An 18709-nucleotide genomic window follows, 5' to 3' on the forward strand; every position below is an offset into this window, starting at 1 on the left:
CACAATACAGCGGTTATATCATGGATGAAAGAATTAGAAAAGAGACTTCAGTACATCTGTAACTTACCTCTGTCAACTACCCACGGCCTAAAGGCACGTGGGCTTGCAGCTGGCTCCTCCAGTACTAGCGTAGCCAGATAACCGGCTCTCCTGGATTCAAATAGCAGGGGATACACCCTCTGTGCCGCTGCATCGCCGGGTGGCTGACTGCACCCGTTTGATAGCGTTCCGGTATACCGAAACCTTAGCTTATTTATGCTGCCTCACTTGGCTCTTGCAGAGCGAAGTGAGGTTTTTCTTCACCTGTCACCCAAAGAGTGCCAAGCAGGTAAATATTCATGGCGCCCACTCTGTCGTCATTAGAAGAAAATCCGCACTTTCTGCATGTGTAAACATGCCTGTCGTGATCTCTGCTCTCTTTGACGATAGCCCCACAATGCGGGCATCTCTGTGATGTATAGTGCGGATCAACCTTCAGCACACGTCCACCCGTTTCCTTTGCTTTATAGGACAGCTTTGTTTCCAGATCGTAAAACGACCAGTTGCGCAGATCGTGCGTCTGCTTTCTGCCATGCTGATTCTCTTCTTCAAAAGATACACCTGTCAGGTCTTCCAGCACATAAAGCGTATTTGGTCCATACTTCCGAACGAGTGTCTTACTGATGCAGTGATTTACGTCACTCATCCAACGGTTCTCTCGTCCAGAAATACGCTTCAGTGCTCTTTTGGCTGACTTTGTACCTTTCGACTGCAGTTCTGCACGCACGGCATCAAACTTGTTGCGCTTTTTGATAATCTTCTTTCCGCTGAAGAAATCAGTATTCTGCTTGTCATCATAAGTTGCAGCCAAAAAGCGCAGTCCTCTGTCAATTCCTACTACATGTTGTATATCCTCCCTTTGCGTTTCTTGTACTTCCCTGGTGGCAGAGATATGGAAATACCATCTGCCTTTCATGCAAACAAGCTTACCTGTTCCAAACTGCCAGCCGCCATTGAGAAACTTCTGCTCAAAATAATCTGAATGTGCAAACGGCAGTCTGGCTCGTCCTGCAAGTGTATTTAAAGAAAGAAGAAGTTCTCCTGTTTCTTTATCTTCTACAAAGCTGAAATCACGGCTCCGTACCAGATCAGCCTGCGGCCTCCGGAATGCAATTGGTTTCTGCAGCCAGGTGATATCTCTTCTGAAGGTGTAATATTTTCCGTCACACTTGAACTTGTGCGGCTGATTCTTCATTTGAGTATCAACCGTCTGGTAGCGTGCTGTTACCGTCCTGATAGCAGATTGTGACATTTGTGACTTCAGCCCAAACTTAGAGCGGATATCACTGTACAGTGCAGTGCTCAATCTGACAGAGTTTGTGCAGAAGTCATGGCTGAAAACATAGTCTGACACGAAGTTGCAGGCTTTCATGTACCAATAACTAAGCTCGCTGAAAGCAAGCTCCTGTTCAGCAGTTGGATACAGTCTAAGTTTTATCGTTTCAGCCAATTGCATGTGTGATACCACCTCAATACAATTATTATAAATGGAAAAAAACTATTGAACTCAAGTGACGACAGATATTATTGTCATAACCGCCGCAAGTATATGCTGAAAGTGTATCTTGTGCTTGTCACCAAGTATAGAAGGAAGTTTCTGCTGGACTACGACACGACAGAGTGCGTCTGCGGCATTGTCAAAAGTATCAAGCAGATGACAACTTATAAGGTATGGCAGAAATACAGCAGTGTGCTATGCAAAACGTATTACAAGAAGCAGGTCTTCTGGTCAGATGGTTATTTTGCCTGCAGCATTGGAGAAGTCTCTGTCTCTACGATCCACCATTATATAGAGAACCAGGGATAGCGATATATCGGTGGCTCCTCCCACCATCTAAAGGTAGCAGGTTTCCGCCACCAATAATTTTTATGAAATCTTAAGAATTTCTTAAACACAATCATAGCCTTATTTATACATATGGAAAACCGCATAAATTCAGGCTTCGAATTAATTGCAGAATTGCCGATCTGATCTCAGAAATTTAGATGGACGAGAATTACCAGGGGGAATCATTCCACTTCTGCTGCACAGGTGGGAAGCTGTATCTCTGCTTTGAACAAGTCACCATCAATTGTGATATGGAAGGTGCCATGCATGAGTCCGATCAGAGATCTGGCAATGGAAAGACCCAGACCGCTGCCCTCACTGTTCCGCGATACATCCCCTCTGACAAATCGTTCCATCAGTTCTTCTGCACTCACATTCAGTGGTGCCCGTGATACATTGGCAACACAGATCATCACGTCATCCTTCTCCTGCCAGGTATGAATATAGACACGGGAAGAAGGCAGAGAATACTTCAGGGCATTATCAAGCAGATTGTTCACTGCCCGCCACAACAGTCTTCCATCCGCAGTTACACACAGATCAGGATCTGTTTCATCAACATGCAGAGTCAGTCCGGCTTTTTCAAAGCGTTCCCGGTATTCTCCCTCAGCCTGGGCAAGCAGTTCCCTGACATGAATCTGTTCAGAATGCACCGGAATGGCACCATTTTCTGCTTTGGCCGCAGCCATGACATCCTCACTCAGTCTTTTCAGACGTTCACTCTGGCGGGCAAGAACCGCCAGATACTCTGTTTCCTGGTCCGGCGTATGCTCTTTCTGCAGTATGTCAACATAGCTGATGATCGCTGTCAAGGGAGTACGAATATCATGGGACACATTGGCAATCAGCTGGGCTTGCAGCCGCTGTGCCCGTGTCCTTTCGGAAACAGCATTCTCCAGAGAATCTCCCAGGCCATTCATCCTGATGGCAAGATCATATGCGGCGCCGTGCACATTGCCGAGCGTAGCTTCATCAATGCGCCAGTCTGTTTTTCCATTCTGCATTTCATCGGCTGCCTTTGTACACACTTTAAGGCCATGATGCAGAATCAGATTATCCAGCAGCGGAACCAGAACTGCCAGAGAAAACAGCAGCTTTTCAATCTTGCCGCCAGACCACAGAAGATAAATCACCCATGCGGCAAGTACAGTTCCATAGACAATGCCGCGAAACACAGGATGCGAAAGAATATGACTGTCAAGATGACTGAAAGCATATCCGATCATACTGTCACAGGCAAAGGTATGGGTCTGCAGCAGATGCAGGAAGATCCGCAGGATCTGCACACAGACAAGAAAAAAGGCAAGAAGATACAGCAGGGAAAGCAGGAAATTGACAGGGCTTCCAGTTGTAATCAGGCTCCGATAGGAATAGGCATGCAGGAATGAGCGCATCAGCAGGCCCATCAAAAGGGCAATAACCGCAAATACATCCAGACTGTATCGTTGAAAGGAATGCCTGCCGGAAAAGGCAAGCCAGAGGGCCAGTGCAGCTGCTGCCATCGTCACCAGTACAAAGACATAGCGGTGAGAATGAAGCCAATTTTCATAATCACAGGAGAGCTTCAGCCTCCAGTAAACATCATGAGCCGTCAATACAGAGGGCAGGCTCATCCGCACCTGGTAGATCTCACTGCCTGCTCTGGGCAGATTCGCATCTGTGTACCAGGTCGAATTTGTATACAGATCATGCAGGATATTTACCCGGTAAGCAGTGACACTGTTATTTGCCTTGCCGATTGCCAATTTCCAGCTGCCGGTGTCCTGCTCATATGTGTACAGGCTGATCTGTAGATTCGAATCCACGGTATTCCACTGTCTGAGATCAGATTGATTCCCCCAGCCCGTCGCATATGCAAGGGCATCCTGACGCATTTGTTCCTTCATGAGGCTGTTTGCATCGCCATTGGTGCTGTTCCATGCATGCAGTCCCATGGCCGATACCGCCGCCAGCAGAAACATCATAATCATCAGGATCGTAGCCGTACACCTCTGCCATTTATGCTGCATCATGATAATCCTCCATTCTGTATCCCCGTCCCCATTCCACCTTCAGATATTCCGGATGGGAAGGATCCGTCTCAATCTTTTCCCGCAGATGACGGATATGAACAGCAATCGTATTATCTCCCATGACTGGTTCATCATCCCAGCAGCCCCGATAAATAGCAGAGCTGGAATATGTGATGCCGGGATGCTGCATGAAAAACAGAAGAATCCTGTATTCCGTACGGGTCAGATGGATAGGATTCCCATCGACACTCACTTCATTTGTTTTCTGATTCAGCATGATGCCGCCGTTGACCAGAACATTGTCATCGTCAGTCTGACCGCCAAGATGCTGATATCGCCGCAGTTGGGAGGCAACTCTCGCCCTGACTTCACTGGCATGAAACGGTTTGGTGATATAATCATCCGCCCCTGCTTCCAGACCCGCAATCTTATCCTCTTCCTCACCTTTTGCACTAAGAAAGATCACCGGCACATTACAGAAGGAACGAATCTCACGAACGGTCTGAATGCCATCCATCTCCGGCATCATGATATCCAGCAATATCAGATCTATCTTTCGTTCCCGCAGTATCTGCAAGGCCTGTCTGCCATTTTCCGCAAGCAGGATCTCATATCCCTGCGGCAAAAGATAAATCCGCAGAGCAAGCAAAATATCCCGCTCATCATCGACCAATAGAATTGTTGACATGTCCCCCGCTCCTTTTCAGACTCATTATAGCCAGTGCCAGACAGGATACTTTAAGGAATTATTAAGAAGAGCGCTGCAAAAGAAAAAAGTATCAGGACATCACACAAGAGTGTCTGATGTCCCGATACAGCGCATGCTGTGCCACAAGACTTTTTCCGGATATTCTTCCTTCCTCTTACTTATTGGTCAGATCTGCCCCGAAATACTTCTCTGACAGCTGAGCCAGAGTACCATCATCTCTCATTTCCTGCAGTGCCTTATCCACAGCTTCCTTCAGGGAATCAGATCCTTTCTTCATCGGAATGGCATATTCTGTCACATCATCTGACTGGACTGCCACCTTCAGATTGGTCTCCCCGGTGGTATGCAGATAATCCTGTACGGATGTATCCGCATTGATCGTGGCATCAACCGTACCATTAAGCACCAGGGTCATCGTCTCTGCCAGTGTCGGAACATTGGATACCTCAGCCCCATACTGCTCTCCCATTTCCGCATAGGTGGAACCCGTGGAGTTAGCAGTCTTTTTGCCTTTCAGATCATCAAAGCTTGTGATATCGGTATTGTCCTTCAACGTGACAAGATCAATGTGGTCATAGGCATAGGGATCCGAGAAATCAAAGGTATTCTCACGCTCCTTGGTCACATCAACGCCATTGACGACAATGTCATACACCCCCGTGGAAAGCCCTGTCAGAAGGCCATCCCATGGCGCTTCCGTAATCTTCGCCTCTACGCCAAGCTTTTCGGCAACACCTTTGGCAACTTCAACATCATAGCCAACCAGATCATCATTTTCATCATGATAGGAAAAAGGCTGCCAGTCCCCTTCCAGACCAATATTGATCACACCGGCATCCTGAATCTTCTTCAGTGAATCATCTCCTGCGGATTTTCCGCATCCTGCCAGTGTCAAAGCCAGCACCCCGGCTAATACAGCACTGATTTGTTTCTTCATCATCTTTCCTCCCTGTCTTCCATACGCAGGAATTCCCTTGTTCTATCCTTCTGAGGACGCGCAAAGAAGTCCTGCGTACTGCCTTCTTCCACAATCACCCCATGTTCCATAAAGATTGTATGCGTGCTGACATCCCTGGCAAATGACATTTCATGCGTCACCACAATCATCGTTCTGCCCTCTCTGGCCAGATCCCGCATCACCTTCAGCACCTCACCAATCAATTCCGGATCCAGCGCACTTGTCGGCTCATCGAAATAGAGGATCTCAGGATCAATGGCAAGGGCTCTGGCAATAGCAGCACGCTGCTGCTGACCGCCGGAAAGCTGAGAAGGATAATAGTCTGCTCTTTCCGCCATGCCAACCTTTCTCAGCATTGCCATGGCAATCTCTTCCGCCTGCTTCACCGGCATCTTCCGTGCCACTGTCAGCCCAAGCATCACATTCTTCAGCACGTTCAGATTGGCAAACAGGTTGTAATTCTGAAACACAAAACCAGTATGTTTCCGGACTTCTTCAATATCCTTTTTTCCGATATGGGCAAGATCATAGTCTTTCCCATCAAACACAATCGTACCCCCATCCGCTTTCTCCAGAAAATTCAGACAGCGCAGCAGCGTTGTCTTGCCAGAGCCAGATGGGCCAAGAATGGCTACGACATCACCCTTGTTTACCTGCAGGGATACATCCTGCAGAACATCCAGCGTACCGAATGATTTGCGGATATGATCTGCTTTTAATACCTGCTGCATCACTTTGCCTCCTGACTCTGATAGCGGTTGAGTCTTTTTTCAATGGCTCTTTGAACAAGGGTAATCAAGGAACAAAACAGCAGATAAACCACCGCCACTTCAATGTACAATGGCATGAACTGATATGTTCTGCCGGCAATCCGCTGGGTTGTCATAAACATATCCACAACCGTAATATTGGCAGCCAGGGAGGTATCCTTGACAAGTGAAATCAGCGAGTTGGATAAAGCCGGAAAAGCCGTACGGAATGCCTGCGGCAGGACAATATGATGCATGATCTGAAAGAAATTCAGGCCGATGCAGTATCCTGCCTCGCTCTGCCCTTTGTCTACTGCTTCCAGACTGCCGCGCAGCGTCTCCGCCATATATGCCCCTTCACAGAAAGACAGACCAACTGCAGCTGCCGCAAAGGCATCCACATGAATGCCAATGACAGGCAGTCCATAGAAGATAATCGCCAGCTGCACAAGCAGCGGCGTACCCCGGATCAGCCAGATATAGAATCTGGCAATCTGCTTCAGCACCGGCACCCTTGCATACTGCACAAGAGCAGTCACCAGCGCAATCAGCAGACCAGCCAGAAAAGCCACTATAGTCAGCGGAATCGTCACTCTGATCCCTGCTGCAAGTATTTTCCAGAAGGAATCATACAGGATTCCCCACAATCCATCTGTCATCTCTCTTCTCTCTCCTGTCTGTGCATTTTAGACATGCTTTCCATAACCATCAAGCAAAATGCATCATACCATTATGCAAATTCTGCATAATCAGTTATTCTTCGCCTGCCGCAAAAAAGGCATCTGCCATCTGACAGATACCCATTCTGATATGCATCAGGATGCCGGTGAAGGCGATGGCGAAGCATTCGCCGTTTCCGGAACAACATAGTAATTCAAAGCATATGACAGCATCCTATGCGTCTTGGAAGCACTCAGCACGCCCACCTCAATACTGCTGCCAGCCTTTGGCATCTCACCTTTCACCTTCAATGTATTGATATCCACAAACTCAGTATCCACAGCATCGCCATCCACCACAGCCCGGCATGCCTGTGTAAAGTTCCTTCCCTTGATCAGATATCCATCCGCCACAGGAACAATCCCGGTCATGACAATACGTTTGATGCCAAGATGATAATTGGGATCCGGCTGATACGGATCATCGCCGCCATACACATACTGCTTTCCATACAGCAGATCATACTGCAGCGTCTGCATTTCATTGAAGAAATTCTCCTCCTGCCCGGTATGTGCCTGCTGAAAGCGGAACATAGTCCCTGTATGAATATCAAGAGCATTCATAATCGTTGCAATCGCACGGTACGATGTCAGATCCTGATCCGGCATATCAAGGCCGAAATTATTCCAGATCATATAATTGGTCTGATACAGATTGCCGCCAGACAGATCCTGCTGGGTCAGATTCATCGTAGGCAGATGATCGCCATAGAACAGAATAATACTCTTTTCATCACGCTGATTGACAGAATCAATCAGATCCCTGATGAACTGATCCTCTTCATGAATCTCGTTCACATAGTATTCCCATGCACAGCGCTGTGCCTCACTCATATTGCCGGACACCGTAATTTCCGGATCCTCCAGCACTTCTTCTGTCGGATAGGCACCATGAGGCTGCACAGAAACTGTAAAGATGTAATCCTTGCCAGGAGTGGCATCCATAGCATCATTGATCGGCCTGATCAGATTGCGGTCACGCATCCACCCATTGTGATTGACATCATCCTGATTCTGCATATATTCCTTGGACGTAAAAGTATCAAAGCCAAGATTCTTATACACTTTCTTGCGCGAATAGAAGTTTGCCTCATTGTCATGCAGGGCACTGGCCGCATAGCCAAGCGTCTTCAGATCATAGGCACTGCTCTCGCACGGTTCCTGGGACAGAATGCTCTTGAACGGATATTCACCGGCGCCAAAGAAGCGCAGCGACATGCCGGTCAGCGTCTCAAACTCCGTATTGGCCGTGCCGGCGCCGATGGTCGGCACCGTATAGTAGCCATTTGTGCAGCTGCTCTCCAATTCATGCCAGTTGGGAATGGGATCCTGGGAGCACTGCAGATAATTCACACGCGAAGGATCAAAGAACGATTCCAGCTGTACGACAATAATATTAGGAAGATCATCGGTATCCGCCGTTGTCGTACCTGCCTTTTCATCCTCACTTGTAATCGTTTGTACAAGAGCAGGTGAATAGTTGTTAGGCTCCCTGATCCCGGTATCCAGTACCGTTACCGTAAAGCAGTAAGGAAAGCCATAATCCTGATAGGCAAAGGCAATATTGCCGAAGTATGTGGAAAGAATGCGGGCATTGACGCAGAGTTTTGTCAGGCCGAAGAAGCCGGCAAATGCAGCCGCAAGACCAACGATCACAACCGGATAGTGCATCTTTCCACGATACCGCGGAGAACGGAAGAGATAGATCACCACAAGGATAATAGCCGTTACGACAAGAGCATAGAGCAGGAATATCCTGAAACTGGACAGATACTTGCCCATGACTGCCTTGCCTTCCGTAAAGTTCTTAAAATCCGGGCCGGTGAACGGCGTTACCCTCTTGGAAAGGATAATGCCATTGGCTACACCAAGGGCAATCCAGAGACCAAAGACAAGCACCCGCAGAAAACGCCGCTTCCGGAACAGAAAAATCGGCAATGAAGTCACAAAGACAAGCACACAGTTATACAGAAATGCCTTGGTACTGCTGTGCACAAACGCCAGTCCTGCCATCAGGCTGTGCCGGGAGACCGCCTCGATGATCAGACAGGTCAGCACTGATAAGCCAAACTGGGCAAGCAGTGCCTGCCAGTTATTCATCTGCCGGGGTGCTTCCCGCTCCCGCAGCAGCTCTTTCAGAAAGTGAAACACTTTACTCCATATCTCTTTCATACGCTTCATATTTCCACCTGTTTGAATTCCGGCCACTATGATAGTCCTTTTTCACGATTTTTACACATTTTCATCATTAAAATTATCTTAAGATTGCATGGGCATCTTCCTTTTCTTTTTTCCAGAGACAAGGCATCATACAGATATCGAGAGGTAACTTCATATGACAGATCTATTTATTATCGGTGCCGGTACAGCCGGCCTATCTGCCGCTATCTATGCGGTCCGGGCAGGAAAATCCGTCATTGTAGCAGAAAGCAGCACCTATGGCGGACAGATCGTCAATACGCCCGATATCGAAAACTATCCTGGCTTTGCCCATATCTCCGGATATGAATTTGCCACAAATCTGTATACACAGGCCACCGGCCTGGGCGTCAAAGTCATTTTTGAAAAGGTAACCGGCATCCTTGACGGGCATCCTTTCCATATCAGAACAGATCACAATGACTATGAAGCAGGAGCTCTGATCATCGCTACCGGTGCCAGGAACAGACATCTTGGCCTGGAGAATGAAGAGCGTCTGACTGGAAGAGGCATATCCTTCTGTGCAACCTGCGACGGCATGTTCTTCAAGGGAAAGAATGTTGCCGTCAATGGCGGCGGCAACACCGCCCTTTCCGATGCCCTGTATCTGGCAGGCATCTGCAGTCATGTCACCCTGATTCACCGGCGTGATTCCTTCCGCGGCGACAAGGCAGACCTTGACAAGCTGAACAAATGTGACAACGTAACCTTCATGCTTGACAGCAATGTCACCTCACTGCACGGAAAAGACCATCTGGAAAGTATTGACGTTACCAATGTCAAAACCGGACAGACCGTGCAGGTACCCGTCAGCGCCCTGTTTGTGGCCATTGGCCAGGAGCCGGACAATCAGATCTTTTCTGATATTGTTGAACTGGATGAAAAAGGCTATATCAAAGCCGGAGCAGACTGTAAAACAAGCCATCCAGGCATTTATGCCGCAGGAGATTGCCGGACAACATCCCTGCGTCAGCTGACCACTGCCGCGGCCGATGGCGCCATTGCCGCAACCGCTGCCTGCACCTATCTGGACAGAAATTGAGAAATGCAGGCAGAACCGCTAAAATGGCGGTATGAATGAGAAAATTGATCTGAAAAAAGAAGCAGAGAGAAAATGGAAGGATCCCAGTGTATCCCTGGAGGATAAACTGTCAGACACAGCATTTGCCAGCGATACCTTTGAAGCCATCTCTGCTTTTCTAATGTCAAACAGCCAGGAATAATGCAGGCATGATCAAAGAGCGAAGAGTCACACAGGATAGAAGAGAAGATCTGCAGTTTTTCTCTCAGATCCACAGAATTCTATACTACTTCCCGTCGTATACGAGGCGAGGCTTAGGTTCCATGAAAGCAGCTTTTATATATGGGACCTGATCTTTCTCAAACAGCCCAAGGCTGCGGACGGTACGGTGCCTGACCTTTCCGTTCCTGTCACGATAAGACTCGGTGAGGTAGATGAAGAAAGTATCCTTCCTACCTTTGTTATTAGGTACTACTTTGACAAACATAAGAGCCTCCTTCCTATACTACAATTATATAGAAACATAGCTTATTAAATCATTTGAAATTATATTATCTTATACTACATTTGAGCTGTATTTAAAGCTTCAATATGAGAAAGCTGGTGACATAAAGATAAAAAAATAGCGTAAACCGTTAAATTTAGGTTTACGCCATTGGGAGCCTTGCAAAAACCCCTTATCGTAAATTCAGTGCAGCAGAGTCCCAAGCACTCTGGCTACTGTCCTGCCATCCGTCTTTCCTTTATACTCTGCCATCATGGCCTTCATTACCTGCCCCTGACTCTTCTTTGTATGATCCAGCCCCTTTTCAGCAATGATCTTTTCCAGAGCCTCTCTGATTTCATCATCACTCATCTGCTTCGGCAGATAGCTCTCAATGATGGCAATCTTCTGCTGTGCCTTTTCCTTCAGCTCAGGACGGGAATCCGGAATGCTCTCCAGTTCTTCCTTTGTCTGCTTCAGTTCCTTCTGCACAAAGACAAGCTCCTCATCCTTCTCCAGAACCTTCCCACTTTCCTTTTCAGCCAGTGCAATCGCACTAATCAGCAAAGAACATACACCCTTCCTAACTTCATCCTTTTCCTTCATAGCCTGCATGTTGTCATGCCGGATCTGCTTCAACAGCTCTCCCATAATACCTCCTGTTATTTCTCTTCCTTAATCTGCTTCTGATATTCCTTCGACAGCTTCAGAAGCTCCTGATACCATGCTCTGAAATACGGACGGATATCTTCATCATCAATACGTCCTGCATTCTGATCAAGAACCACTTCCTCGCGGCTCGAATCAAAAATCGGAAGCCTGTTTTCTATCTTATAGTCAATCACGTCGCGCACAGCCGCAAATCTCTGTGTAAACAAATCTGCCATCTGTGCATCAATAGCATCAATACGCCGGCGTGCATCCATCAGTTTATTTTCACTCATCACTGTCTCCCCACTGATATTTTTCATTATAGACCGCTTTTAATGCACCTGCCCAACAAAATAAAATACAGATCGTAACGGTGGTGTATAATCACTCCAAGAAAGGACGGACGTCAATGATGCGAAACTTTGTCTTTATATCGCCAAACTTTCCAAAGACATATTATCAGTTTCCCAAGGCGTGGAAACAGATAGGGGGAACGTCTTTGTGCATCGGTGAGGATCCTTATGATTCCCTTTCCCAGGAAATGAAGGATTCCATGGATGAATATTATCAGGTTTCCTCAATGAAAGACTATGACCAGATGTACCGGGCAGTTGCCTGGTTTGCTCACAAGCATGGCAGAATTGACTGGTTGGAAAGCAATAACGAATTCTGGCTGGAGCAGGATGCCCATCTGCGTGAAGACTTCAACATCAATACCGGTGACAAAACGAAGGATGTCATGCGCTACAAGCTGAAATCCAACATGAAGAAATACTATCAGGAAGCCGGTGTGCCATGTGCCCGCTGGCACCTGGTATCAACCCCTGAGGCAGGAAAAAACTTCATCAAAGAAGTCGGCTATCCGGTGATTGTCAAGCCAGATGACGGTGTCGGTGCCAATGGCACATGGAAGATCAGCAGTGATAAGGAACTGGAAGACTTCTACCGTCAGAACCTGAAAGTACAGTACATCATGGAAGAGTACGTACCGGGCTATATTGTTTCCTTTGACGGAATTACTGACCAGGATGGCAATATTATCTTCAAAACATCCCATACCTTCCCGGAACCGATCATGGATGTAGTCAACGAAAGTGATGAGTGCTGCTACTGGAGTGAAAGAGTCATTCCGGATGATCTGGATGACATGGGGACCAGGGTCATCAAAGCATTTAAAATCAGAGGCAGATTCTTCCATACGGAATATTTCCGTCTGACGGAAGACAAGCCAGGTCTTGGCAAAAAAGGAGGCCTTGTCGGCCTGGAAGTGAACATGAGACCGCCGGGAGGATATACACCTGACATGATGAACTTTGCCAATGACATCAATGTCTATAACATTTATGCCAACATGTGCATGTACAACCATGGCCTGTATCAGACTGACCGTCCGTATTACTGCGTCTATGTAGGCAAGCGCGACCGTCTGAGATATGCCAATTCCGATGCAGCGGTTTTCCGCCGCTATGGCTCCAATATCTGCATGCATGAACGGATGCCGGGCATCCTTGGCTCAGCAATGGGAGATGATATGTATATTGCCCGCTTCAAGACGATTGATGACGTGAAGAAATTCATCAGCTTTGTCTATGAAAAAGTCAGACCGGAACAGGCAGAAACAGAGGCGGCAGAATGAAGACAGAATATTTCAGGGAATATTCCCGTAATCTTGGCCGTGACATGGAATTCAAGGTGTATGGCCATGCCGGCAAGCCGGTACTTGTCTTTCCAAGCCAGGACGGACGTTTCTTTGACTATGAGAACAATGGCATGATCGCTGCGGCTGCACCATATATTGATGCCGGCAGAATTCAGATGTTCTGCTGCGATTCCAATGATGTCAACAGCTGGTCGCTGAAGACATGGGACAATCGTCTGCGCATTGAGAATCAGGAAGCTTATTATCGCTATATCACGGATGAACTCGTGCCACGTATCAGAGAAATCAGCACAAATGCCAACCAGGGCAACAGTTATGATGGGATCCTGACAACCGGATGCTCAATGGGCGGTACACATGCATTGAACTTTCTGTTAAGAAGACCGGATCTTTTCTCCGGATGCATTGCGCTGTCCGGTGCCTACAATGCCAGACTGTTCTTCCCGGACTACATGGATGACCTTGTGTATACCAACTCGCCAGTTGACTACATTGAAGGCATGTCTTATGACCATCCCTATGTGGAGATGTACCGTCACCGGGATATTATTATCTGCTGCGGCAGAGGTGCCTGGGAACATCCGATGCAGGAAGATGCAGCAAGAATGAAAGAACTGTTTGCTTACAAGAATATACCTGCATGGGTAGACTTCTGGGGTGCCGATGTGGCCCATGACTGGCCATGGTGGCGCCGTCAGCTTCCTTACTATCTCAACTTTGTCTGCTGAAACTTGCCAACCGAAACATCGGCATACTATAATATGTTCCACGCGGTTATGGTGGAACTGGCAGACACGATAGATTTAGGATCTATTGGGGCAACCCGTACAGGTTCAAGTCCTGCTAACCGCATAAAAACCCATTGTCATTTCCGGCAATGGGTTTTTCTTTTTACCTGCCTGCCAGCATATCATAGAACGCCTTGATGGAGCTGTGATCCTCATCTCCCAGGCCATGGCTGTGCAGCCATTGCATGATTTCCTTCACCTGTGCTGTCATTGGCACTGGTGAACCAGCCTGGTGGGCTGCCATCAGGGCATTATTGAGATCCTTGATATGCAGATCTATGCGGAATCCGGCATCATATCTTTTATCAATCATCATCTGTGCTTTTGCATGCATCACAGCAGAATCAGCCAGACCGCCCTGCAGCGCTTCAATCATCACAGCAGGATCCAGACCAGTCTGCTGGGCAAGCGTAATGCCTTCTGCCAGCGCCATCAGATTTCCTGCCACAATGATCTGATTGCAGAGCTTGGCGGTATTGCCGGCACCAATCTCTCCTATCCTGACGGCTGAAGAACCCATAGCCAGCAATATCGGCTTGTATCTGTCGAAGACTTCCTGCCGGCCACCGACCATAAAGCTTAAAGTCCCCTCAACAGCCGCTGGTTCTCCCCCAGATACCGGTGCATCCAGCATCTCGATGCTACGCTTTTCAAGCTGCCCATTCACCTCTTTGGAAACAGCCGGATCAATGGAACTCATATCGATCAAAACAGAACCGGGCTTCATGATTTCTGCCAGCTGGTCATCTTCCAGCATTACCGACTTTACCTGCTTTGAATCCGGCAGCATCAGCAGCACAACATCACAGCATTCACCAATTTCCTTTTTGGAAACAACCGGAATGCCAAATGAAGCAAAATAATCATTCATATTTCTGCGGTGCGGTGCCACGCACACATCATATCCTGCCCGGTGCAGATTCAGTGCCATCGGCCGTCCCATAACGCCAAGGCCTATCATGCCAAGTTTCATTTATATCACCACCTGCTATTAGTATATGCCGGATAAGAGCATAACAAAAAGCAGGATTTCTCCTGCTTGTCTGTTACTTGGAAGTATCCTTGTCCAGATGCCAGATATCCTCATTATACTGGGCAATGGTACGGTCACTGGAGAAGAAGCCTGCATTGGCTGTATTCATCAGCATCTTTCTGCTCCAGCTCTCACGATCCTCATAATCTGCCAGCATTCTGGCCTTGGTTTCACAATAATCCTCAAAATCAGGGAACGTCATGAACCAGTCCTTGGACAGCAGCTCGTGGCTCAGTCTGCCAAGATTTTCCGGATCTCCTCCATTCTGCATCATCAGATCGCCTGTCAGGAAATCAACGGCCTTTCTCAGCTTCGGATCCCTCTCATAGTACTCTCTGGATACATAGTCCGCTTTCTTATAGTGGGCAATCACTTCATCCGAAGACTGTCCAAATGTATAGATGTTATCCGGTCCAACCAGCTCTGCAATCTCAACATTGGCACCGTCCATCGTACCAAGAGTAACCGCACCGTTGAGCATGAACTTCATATTGCCAGTGCCGCTTGCTTCCTTGGAAGCCAGTGAAATCTGCTCGGAGATATCCGCAGCCGGAATCAGCTTCTCTGCCAGAGAAACATTGTAGTTCTCCAGCATAACAACCTTCAGCCACTTCGATGCATCAGGATCCGCATCCAGCACCTTGGAGAATGTCAGGATGGCATGAATGATATCCTTGGCAATGATATAGGCTGGAGCAGCCTTGGCGCCGAAGAAGACCGTAATCGGCCGGGTCGGGAACTTTCCTTCCACCATATCATTGTAGACAGAGATTGCCCACAGCAGGTTCAGCTGCTGGCGCTTGTATTCATGCAGACGCTTGGACTGCACGTCAAACACAGACGTCGGATCCACTTCAATACCGCGATAATTCTTCAGATAGTCCGTAAAGTTCTGCTTGTTTTCCTGCTTGACTGCAAGAATCTTCTTCAGGAAATCAGGATCATCCTTCTTATCTTCCAGCTTCTTCAGATCATCCGCATGACGGATCCAGTCATTGCCAATCGTCTCATTGATCAGAGAAGTCAGAGCCGGATCACACATGACACCCCAGCGGCGGAATGTAATGCCATTGGTCTTGTTATTGAACTTCTCCGGATAAATCTGATAGAACGGTGCCAGCTCCGTATTCTTGAGAATCTCGGTATGCAGCTTGGCAACGCCATTTACAGAATGAGAGAAGTGAATGTCAATGTTGGCCATATGCACATTGTCATTGCCATCAATGATCTGTACAAACGGTTCCTGATAGCGCTCTGCCACATATGCCTGCAGCTTCTCAATCACCGGCAGCAGCTGCGGAACAGCCTTCTGCAGATATGCACGCGGCCATGTCTCAAGTGCCTCTGCCAGAATTGTATGGTTGGTATAACCGCATACAGCTCTGACAATCTCAATGCTTTCCTCAAAAGAAATACCCTTCTGTGTCAGCCTGCGGATCAGTTCCGGAATCACCATGGTCGGATGCGTATCATTGATCTGGATCGCTGCATAATCAGCCAGATCATGCAGATTGCTTCCCTTTGCCTGTGCTTCTTCCAGAATCAGCTGGGCAGCATTGGCAACCATGAAATATTCCTGATAGACACGCAGGATGCGGCCATCCTCATCCGAATCATCCGGATACAGGAACAGGGTCAGATTCTTCGCGATCTGCTTCTTGTCAAAGCTGATCTGATCGCGGATCACACGCTCATCAAGCGTATCCACATCAAACAGCCGAAGTTTGCCGCACTTGGATCCATAACCTGTCACACCAATTTCATACATTGTTGAGGTCAAAGAGAAACCGCCAAAGTCAACTGTATAATGCTTTCCGGTTGACCGCATCCAGCTTTCATGTCCCCACTGCAGCCATCTGTCCGGTGTCTCAGACTGTTTGTTGTTTTCAAAGTTCTGTTTGAACAGACCGCAATGATATGCCAGACCGACACCATCTGCCGGCAGGCCAAGCGTTGCCAGCGAGTCAACAAAGCATGCTGCCAGACGGCCCAGACCGCCATTGCCAAGGGAAGGCTCATACTCGAACTCTTCCAGATCAGCCAGGCTTCTGCCCGCATCCTCAAGCTGCTTCTTGACATCCTGGTACAGACCAAGATTGATCAGATCGTTGGAAAGCAGCTTGCCAATCAGGAATTCAGCCGAAATATAATACAGTTTCTTCTTGCCGGTATTGTATCCTTTCTCTTTTTCTGCATCATTGACCAGATTCAGGACACCGTTGAACAGTTCCAGCTCAGTACATTCCTGCAGCGGCTTGCCTGTATAGTCAGTAATCAATCGTGTCATAACGACCTCCATCTACAAATTTCTCTTGTATTATAATAATTTCACAATGGTTTTATCTTGCACTATAACGTTTACAATTTGTACAATAGCACCATGGATACGCAATTCAATACACCTCAGAAAGCATTTTCCCATTCATTCTCATTCCGCATGCAGTTATGCACCATACCGGATGATTTTGATGCTGTCAGCCTCCATTGGCACAGCCAGATGGAAGTCATACTCGTACGCAGCGGCAGCGGCACCATCACTGTCTCCAACCGGGAAATATCCATCTGTCAGGGCAGCCTTCTCCCAATCATGCCCGGAGAAATGCATGCCATCGCCAGAACATCCGGTAATCCTCTGGTCTATGAAGACTTTCTGTTCTCCCTGGAATTTCTTGATGCAAGCGATCCGGATGACTGGTGCCGCACACATGTTCTGCAGCGTCTGGTAAACCATGAACTTTTTCTGCCCAGACCCATCCTGCAGACCAGTCCCATGCACCAGGAGCTTGCCTACTTTCTGCATAGGGCAAATGAAGCCAGCACTGCCAGAGAAGGCGGCTACTCCATGCAGATCAAAGCATATTTATTATTGTTTCTGCAGTGTCTGTATGCCCACCGCATCAAGGCAGCAGCTCCAAGCGAATCCGGCCATGAAGATATTGTGAGAAATACGATTTCCTTTGTCAAAGCCAATTACCGCCACAGCATCTCGATTGATGAAGCTGCAGCAGCCGCAGGCTTCTCCCGCAACCACTTCATGCGTGTCTTTCATCAGGAAACCGGTGAAACATTCATCACCTATCTCAACCGCTACCGTCTGGAAGTCGCTGCCAACCTGCTGCGCAGCACAAACAGCTCCGTCAACGACATCGCCGTTGAATCCGGCTTCGACAACTTCTCCTACTTTATCCGCCTGTTTAAAAAGCAGTACCATACCTCACCAGGCAGATACCGCCGCTCCATCTTCCGTTAGCGCACAAACCCATCCAGGTTTGGAATCTCTTTGCAAGGTTTTCTATTCTGCATGCCATTCACCGCCTGCATGAAATGATCCAACAGAATATTCATCTGGGCGCTGTCACTTCCGGAGGTGCCATGTGCCCTCGTCACAATCGTCATATCTGCCAGTGCAAACAGATCTTCAATCAGCCGGCACGCTTCTTTGACAGATCCCATCCGTGCCAGACCAATGCATGCAGCAGGCACATAATGCCAGCCTTCACTGTGACTGTAGAACAGCCGCTTCAGAAAGCGCACCGCCTGCTCATCCGGCTGCTCATACAGCACATCAAACAGCACCAGCATGCCATCCCACATACACGCATTGCACTGATTCACCGCATCATCCATGATGCACACACGCCGGCGGATACACTTTCCACATCCAATGCACCCGGCTATATCATCCCTGCCCAGGGAACATATTTCCACCGTGACATCATTGCTGCCGATTGTCTTTTTCACATATGTCAGCGCTTCATCCGCAGCACCGCCAAGATGCCTTGACGCATCTATCACCAGTACCTTCTCTGCCATCTTCAGCCCTTTTCATGCCTACCATTTTACACAGTGTTAGCCTGCA

18 protein-coding genes, 1 tRNA gene and 1 pseudogene are annotated in these 18709 nt (G+C 48.0%); 8 read left to right on the forward strand and 12 right to left on the reverse strand.

What is annotated here, in order from left to right; all coding sequences use genetic code 11:
- Positions 1–253: 253 nt before the first annotated feature.
- Positions 254–1495, reverse strand: a complete 1242-nt coding sequence (locus DHU66_RS03090) for an RNA-guided endonuclease TnpB family protein (RefSeq protein WP_108774402.1) — start codon at positions 1493–1495, stop codon at positions 254–256.
- Positions 1496–1588: 93 nt separating this feature from the next.
- Here DHU66_RS03090 and DHU66_RS03095 point away from each other — a divergent pair, with 93 nt between their 5' ends.
- The gene (locus DHU66_RS03095; protein ID WP_108774403.1) at positions 1589–1846 is read left to right on the forward strand and encodes a transposase; all 258 of its coding nucleotides are present in this window, start codon (positions 1589–1591) and stop codon (positions 1844–1846) included.
- A gap of 203 nt (positions 1847–2049) precedes the next feature.
- Here DHU66_RS03095 and DHU66_RS03100 read toward each other — a convergent pair whose 3' ends face one another.
- The 6 genes from DHU66_RS03100 to DHU66_RS03125 form a co-directional block, all read right to left on the reverse strand.
- Positions 2050–3879: a sensor histidine kinase gene (locus DHU66_RS03100; protein WP_108774404.1), complete on the reverse strand. Its 1830-nt coding sequence runs from the start codon at positions 3877–3879 to the stop codon at positions 2050–2052.
- Positions 3866–4567, reverse strand: a complete 702-nt coding sequence (locus DHU66_RS03105) for a response regulator transcription factor (RefSeq protein WP_108774405.1) — start codon at positions 4565–4567, stop codon at positions 3866–3868. Before DHU66_RS03105 ends, DHU66_RS03100 begins: the two co-directional genes overlap by 14 nt.
- 175 nt (positions 4568–4742) lie before the next feature.
- On the reverse strand, positions 4743–5528 hold the full coding sequence (locus DHU66_RS03110; RefSeq protein WP_245309341.1) for a transporter substrate-binding domain-containing protein: 786 nt from the start codon (positions 5526–5528) through the stop codon (positions 4743–4745).
- Positions 5525–6277, reverse strand: coding sequence for an amino acid ABC transporter ATP-binding protein (locus DHU66_RS03115; RefSeq protein WP_108774407.1), 753 nt, complete (start codon positions 6275–6277; stop codon positions 5525–5527). Before DHU66_RS03115 ends, DHU66_RS03110 begins: the two co-directional genes overlap by 4 nt.
- Positions 6277–6954, reverse strand: a complete 678-nt coding sequence (locus tag DHU66_RS03120) for an amino acid ABC transporter permease (protein ID WP_108774408.1) — start codon at positions 6952–6954, stop codon at positions 6277–6279. The genes DHU66_RS03115 and DHU66_RS03120 overlap by 1 nt, the downstream gene beginning before the upstream one ends.
- A gap of 156 nt (positions 6955–7110) precedes the next feature.
- The gene (locus DHU66_RS03125) at positions 7111–9195 is read right to left on the reverse strand and encodes an LTA synthase family protein (protein WP_108774409.1); all 2085 of its coding nucleotides are present in this window, start codon (positions 9193–9195) and stop codon (positions 7111–7113) included.
- 154 nt (positions 9196–9349) lie between these two features.
- On the opposite strand from DHU66_RS03125, the gene DHU66_RS03130 reads away from it, so the two are divergent.
- On the forward strand, positions 9350–10255 hold the full coding sequence (locus tag DHU66_RS03130) for an NAD(P)/FAD-dependent oxidoreductase (protein ID WP_108774410.1): 906 nt from the start codon (positions 9350–9352) through the stop codon (positions 10253–10255).
- A gap of 31 nt (positions 10256–10286) precedes the next feature.
- A complete protein-coding gene (locus DHU66_RS12135; protein ID WP_167836228.1) occupies positions 10287–10436 on the forward strand; it encodes a hypothetical protein in 150 nt (49 codons plus the stop codon).
- Between the two features lie 486 nt (positions 10437–10922).
- Here DHU66_RS12135 and DHU66_RS03140 read toward each other — a convergent pair whose 3' ends face one another.
- Together DHU66_RS03140 and DHU66_RS03145 are read right to left on the reverse strand one after the other, a co-directional pair.
- A complete protein-coding gene (locus DHU66_RS03140; protein ID WP_108774412.1) occupies positions 10923–11369 on the reverse strand; it encodes a GatB/YqeY domain-containing protein in 447 nt (148 codons plus the stop codon).
- An 11-nt stretch (positions 11370–11380) separates the two neighbouring features.
- Entirely contained in the window at positions 11381–11662 is a 282-nt protein-coding gene (locus DHU66_RS03145) for a chorismate mutase (protein WP_167836229.1), read from the reverse strand.
- Between the two features lie 116 nt (positions 11663–11778).
- On the opposite strand from DHU66_RS03145, the gene DHU66_RS03150 reads away from it, so the two are divergent.
- From DHU66_RS03150 to DHU66_RS03160, 3 genes are all read left to right on the forward strand, one after another.
- Complete coding sequence (locus tag DHU66_RS03150) at positions 11779–13005, forward strand: ATP-grasp domain-containing protein (protein WP_342587730.1); 1227 nt, start codon at positions 11779–11781, stop codon at positions 13003–13005.
- The gene (locus tag DHU66_RS03155; RefSeq protein WP_108774414.1) at positions 13002–13757 is read left to right on the forward strand and encodes an esterase family protein; all 756 of its coding nucleotides are present in this window, start codon (positions 13002–13004) and stop codon (positions 13755–13757) included. The genes DHU66_RS03150 and DHU66_RS03155 overlap by 4 nt, the downstream gene beginning before the upstream one ends.
- Positions 13758–13799: 42 nt before the next feature.
- Positions 13800–13881, forward strand: a tRNA-Leu gene (locus DHU66_RS03160).
- Positions 13882–13920: 39 nt separating this feature from the next.
- Here DHU66_RS03160 and DHU66_RS03165 read toward each other — a convergent pair.
- A complete protein-coding gene (locus DHU66_RS03165; protein WP_108774415.1) occupies positions 13921–14790 on the reverse strand; it encodes an NAD(P)-binding domain-containing protein in 870 nt (289 codons plus the stop codon).
- 73 nt (positions 14791–14863) lie between these two features.
- A complete protein-coding gene (locus DHU66_RS03170; RefSeq protein ID WP_108774416.1) occupies positions 14864–17137 on the reverse strand; it encodes a glycogen/starch/alpha-glucan phosphorylase in 2274 nt (757 codons plus the stop codon).
- Positions 17138–17347: 210 nt separating this feature from the next.
- Here DHU66_RS03170 and DHU66_RS12610 point away from each other — a divergent pair.
- Together DHU66_RS12610 and DHU66_RS12425 are read left to right on the forward strand one after the other, a co-directional pair.
- Positions 17348–17470: pseudogene (locus DHU66_RS12610) on the forward strand (cupin domain-containing protein); the annotation flags it as partial.
- Between the two features lie 150 nt (positions 17471–17620).
- Positions 17621–18100: a helix-turn-helix domain-containing protein gene (locus DHU66_RS12425; protein ID WP_245309345.1), complete on the forward strand. Its 480-nt coding sequence runs from the start codon at positions 17621–17623 to the stop codon at positions 18098–18100.
- On the opposite strand, the gene DHU66_RS03180 is transcribed toward DHU66_RS12425, so the two are convergent.
- A complete protein-coding gene (locus DHU66_RS03180; RefSeq protein ID WP_108774418.1) occupies positions 18097–18663 on the reverse strand; it encodes a flavodoxin family protein in 567 nt (188 codons plus the stop codon). The two genes, DHU66_RS12425 and DHU66_RS03180, sit on opposite strands and share 4 nt — an antisense overlap.
- Positions 18664–18709: the final 46 nt, after the last annotated feature.

Source organism: Lactimicrobium massiliense (assembly GCF_900343155.1).
GTDB classification, from domain to species: Bacteria; Bacillota_I; Bacilli_A; order Erysipelotrichales; family Erysipelotrichaceae; genus Bulleidia; species Bulleidia massiliensis.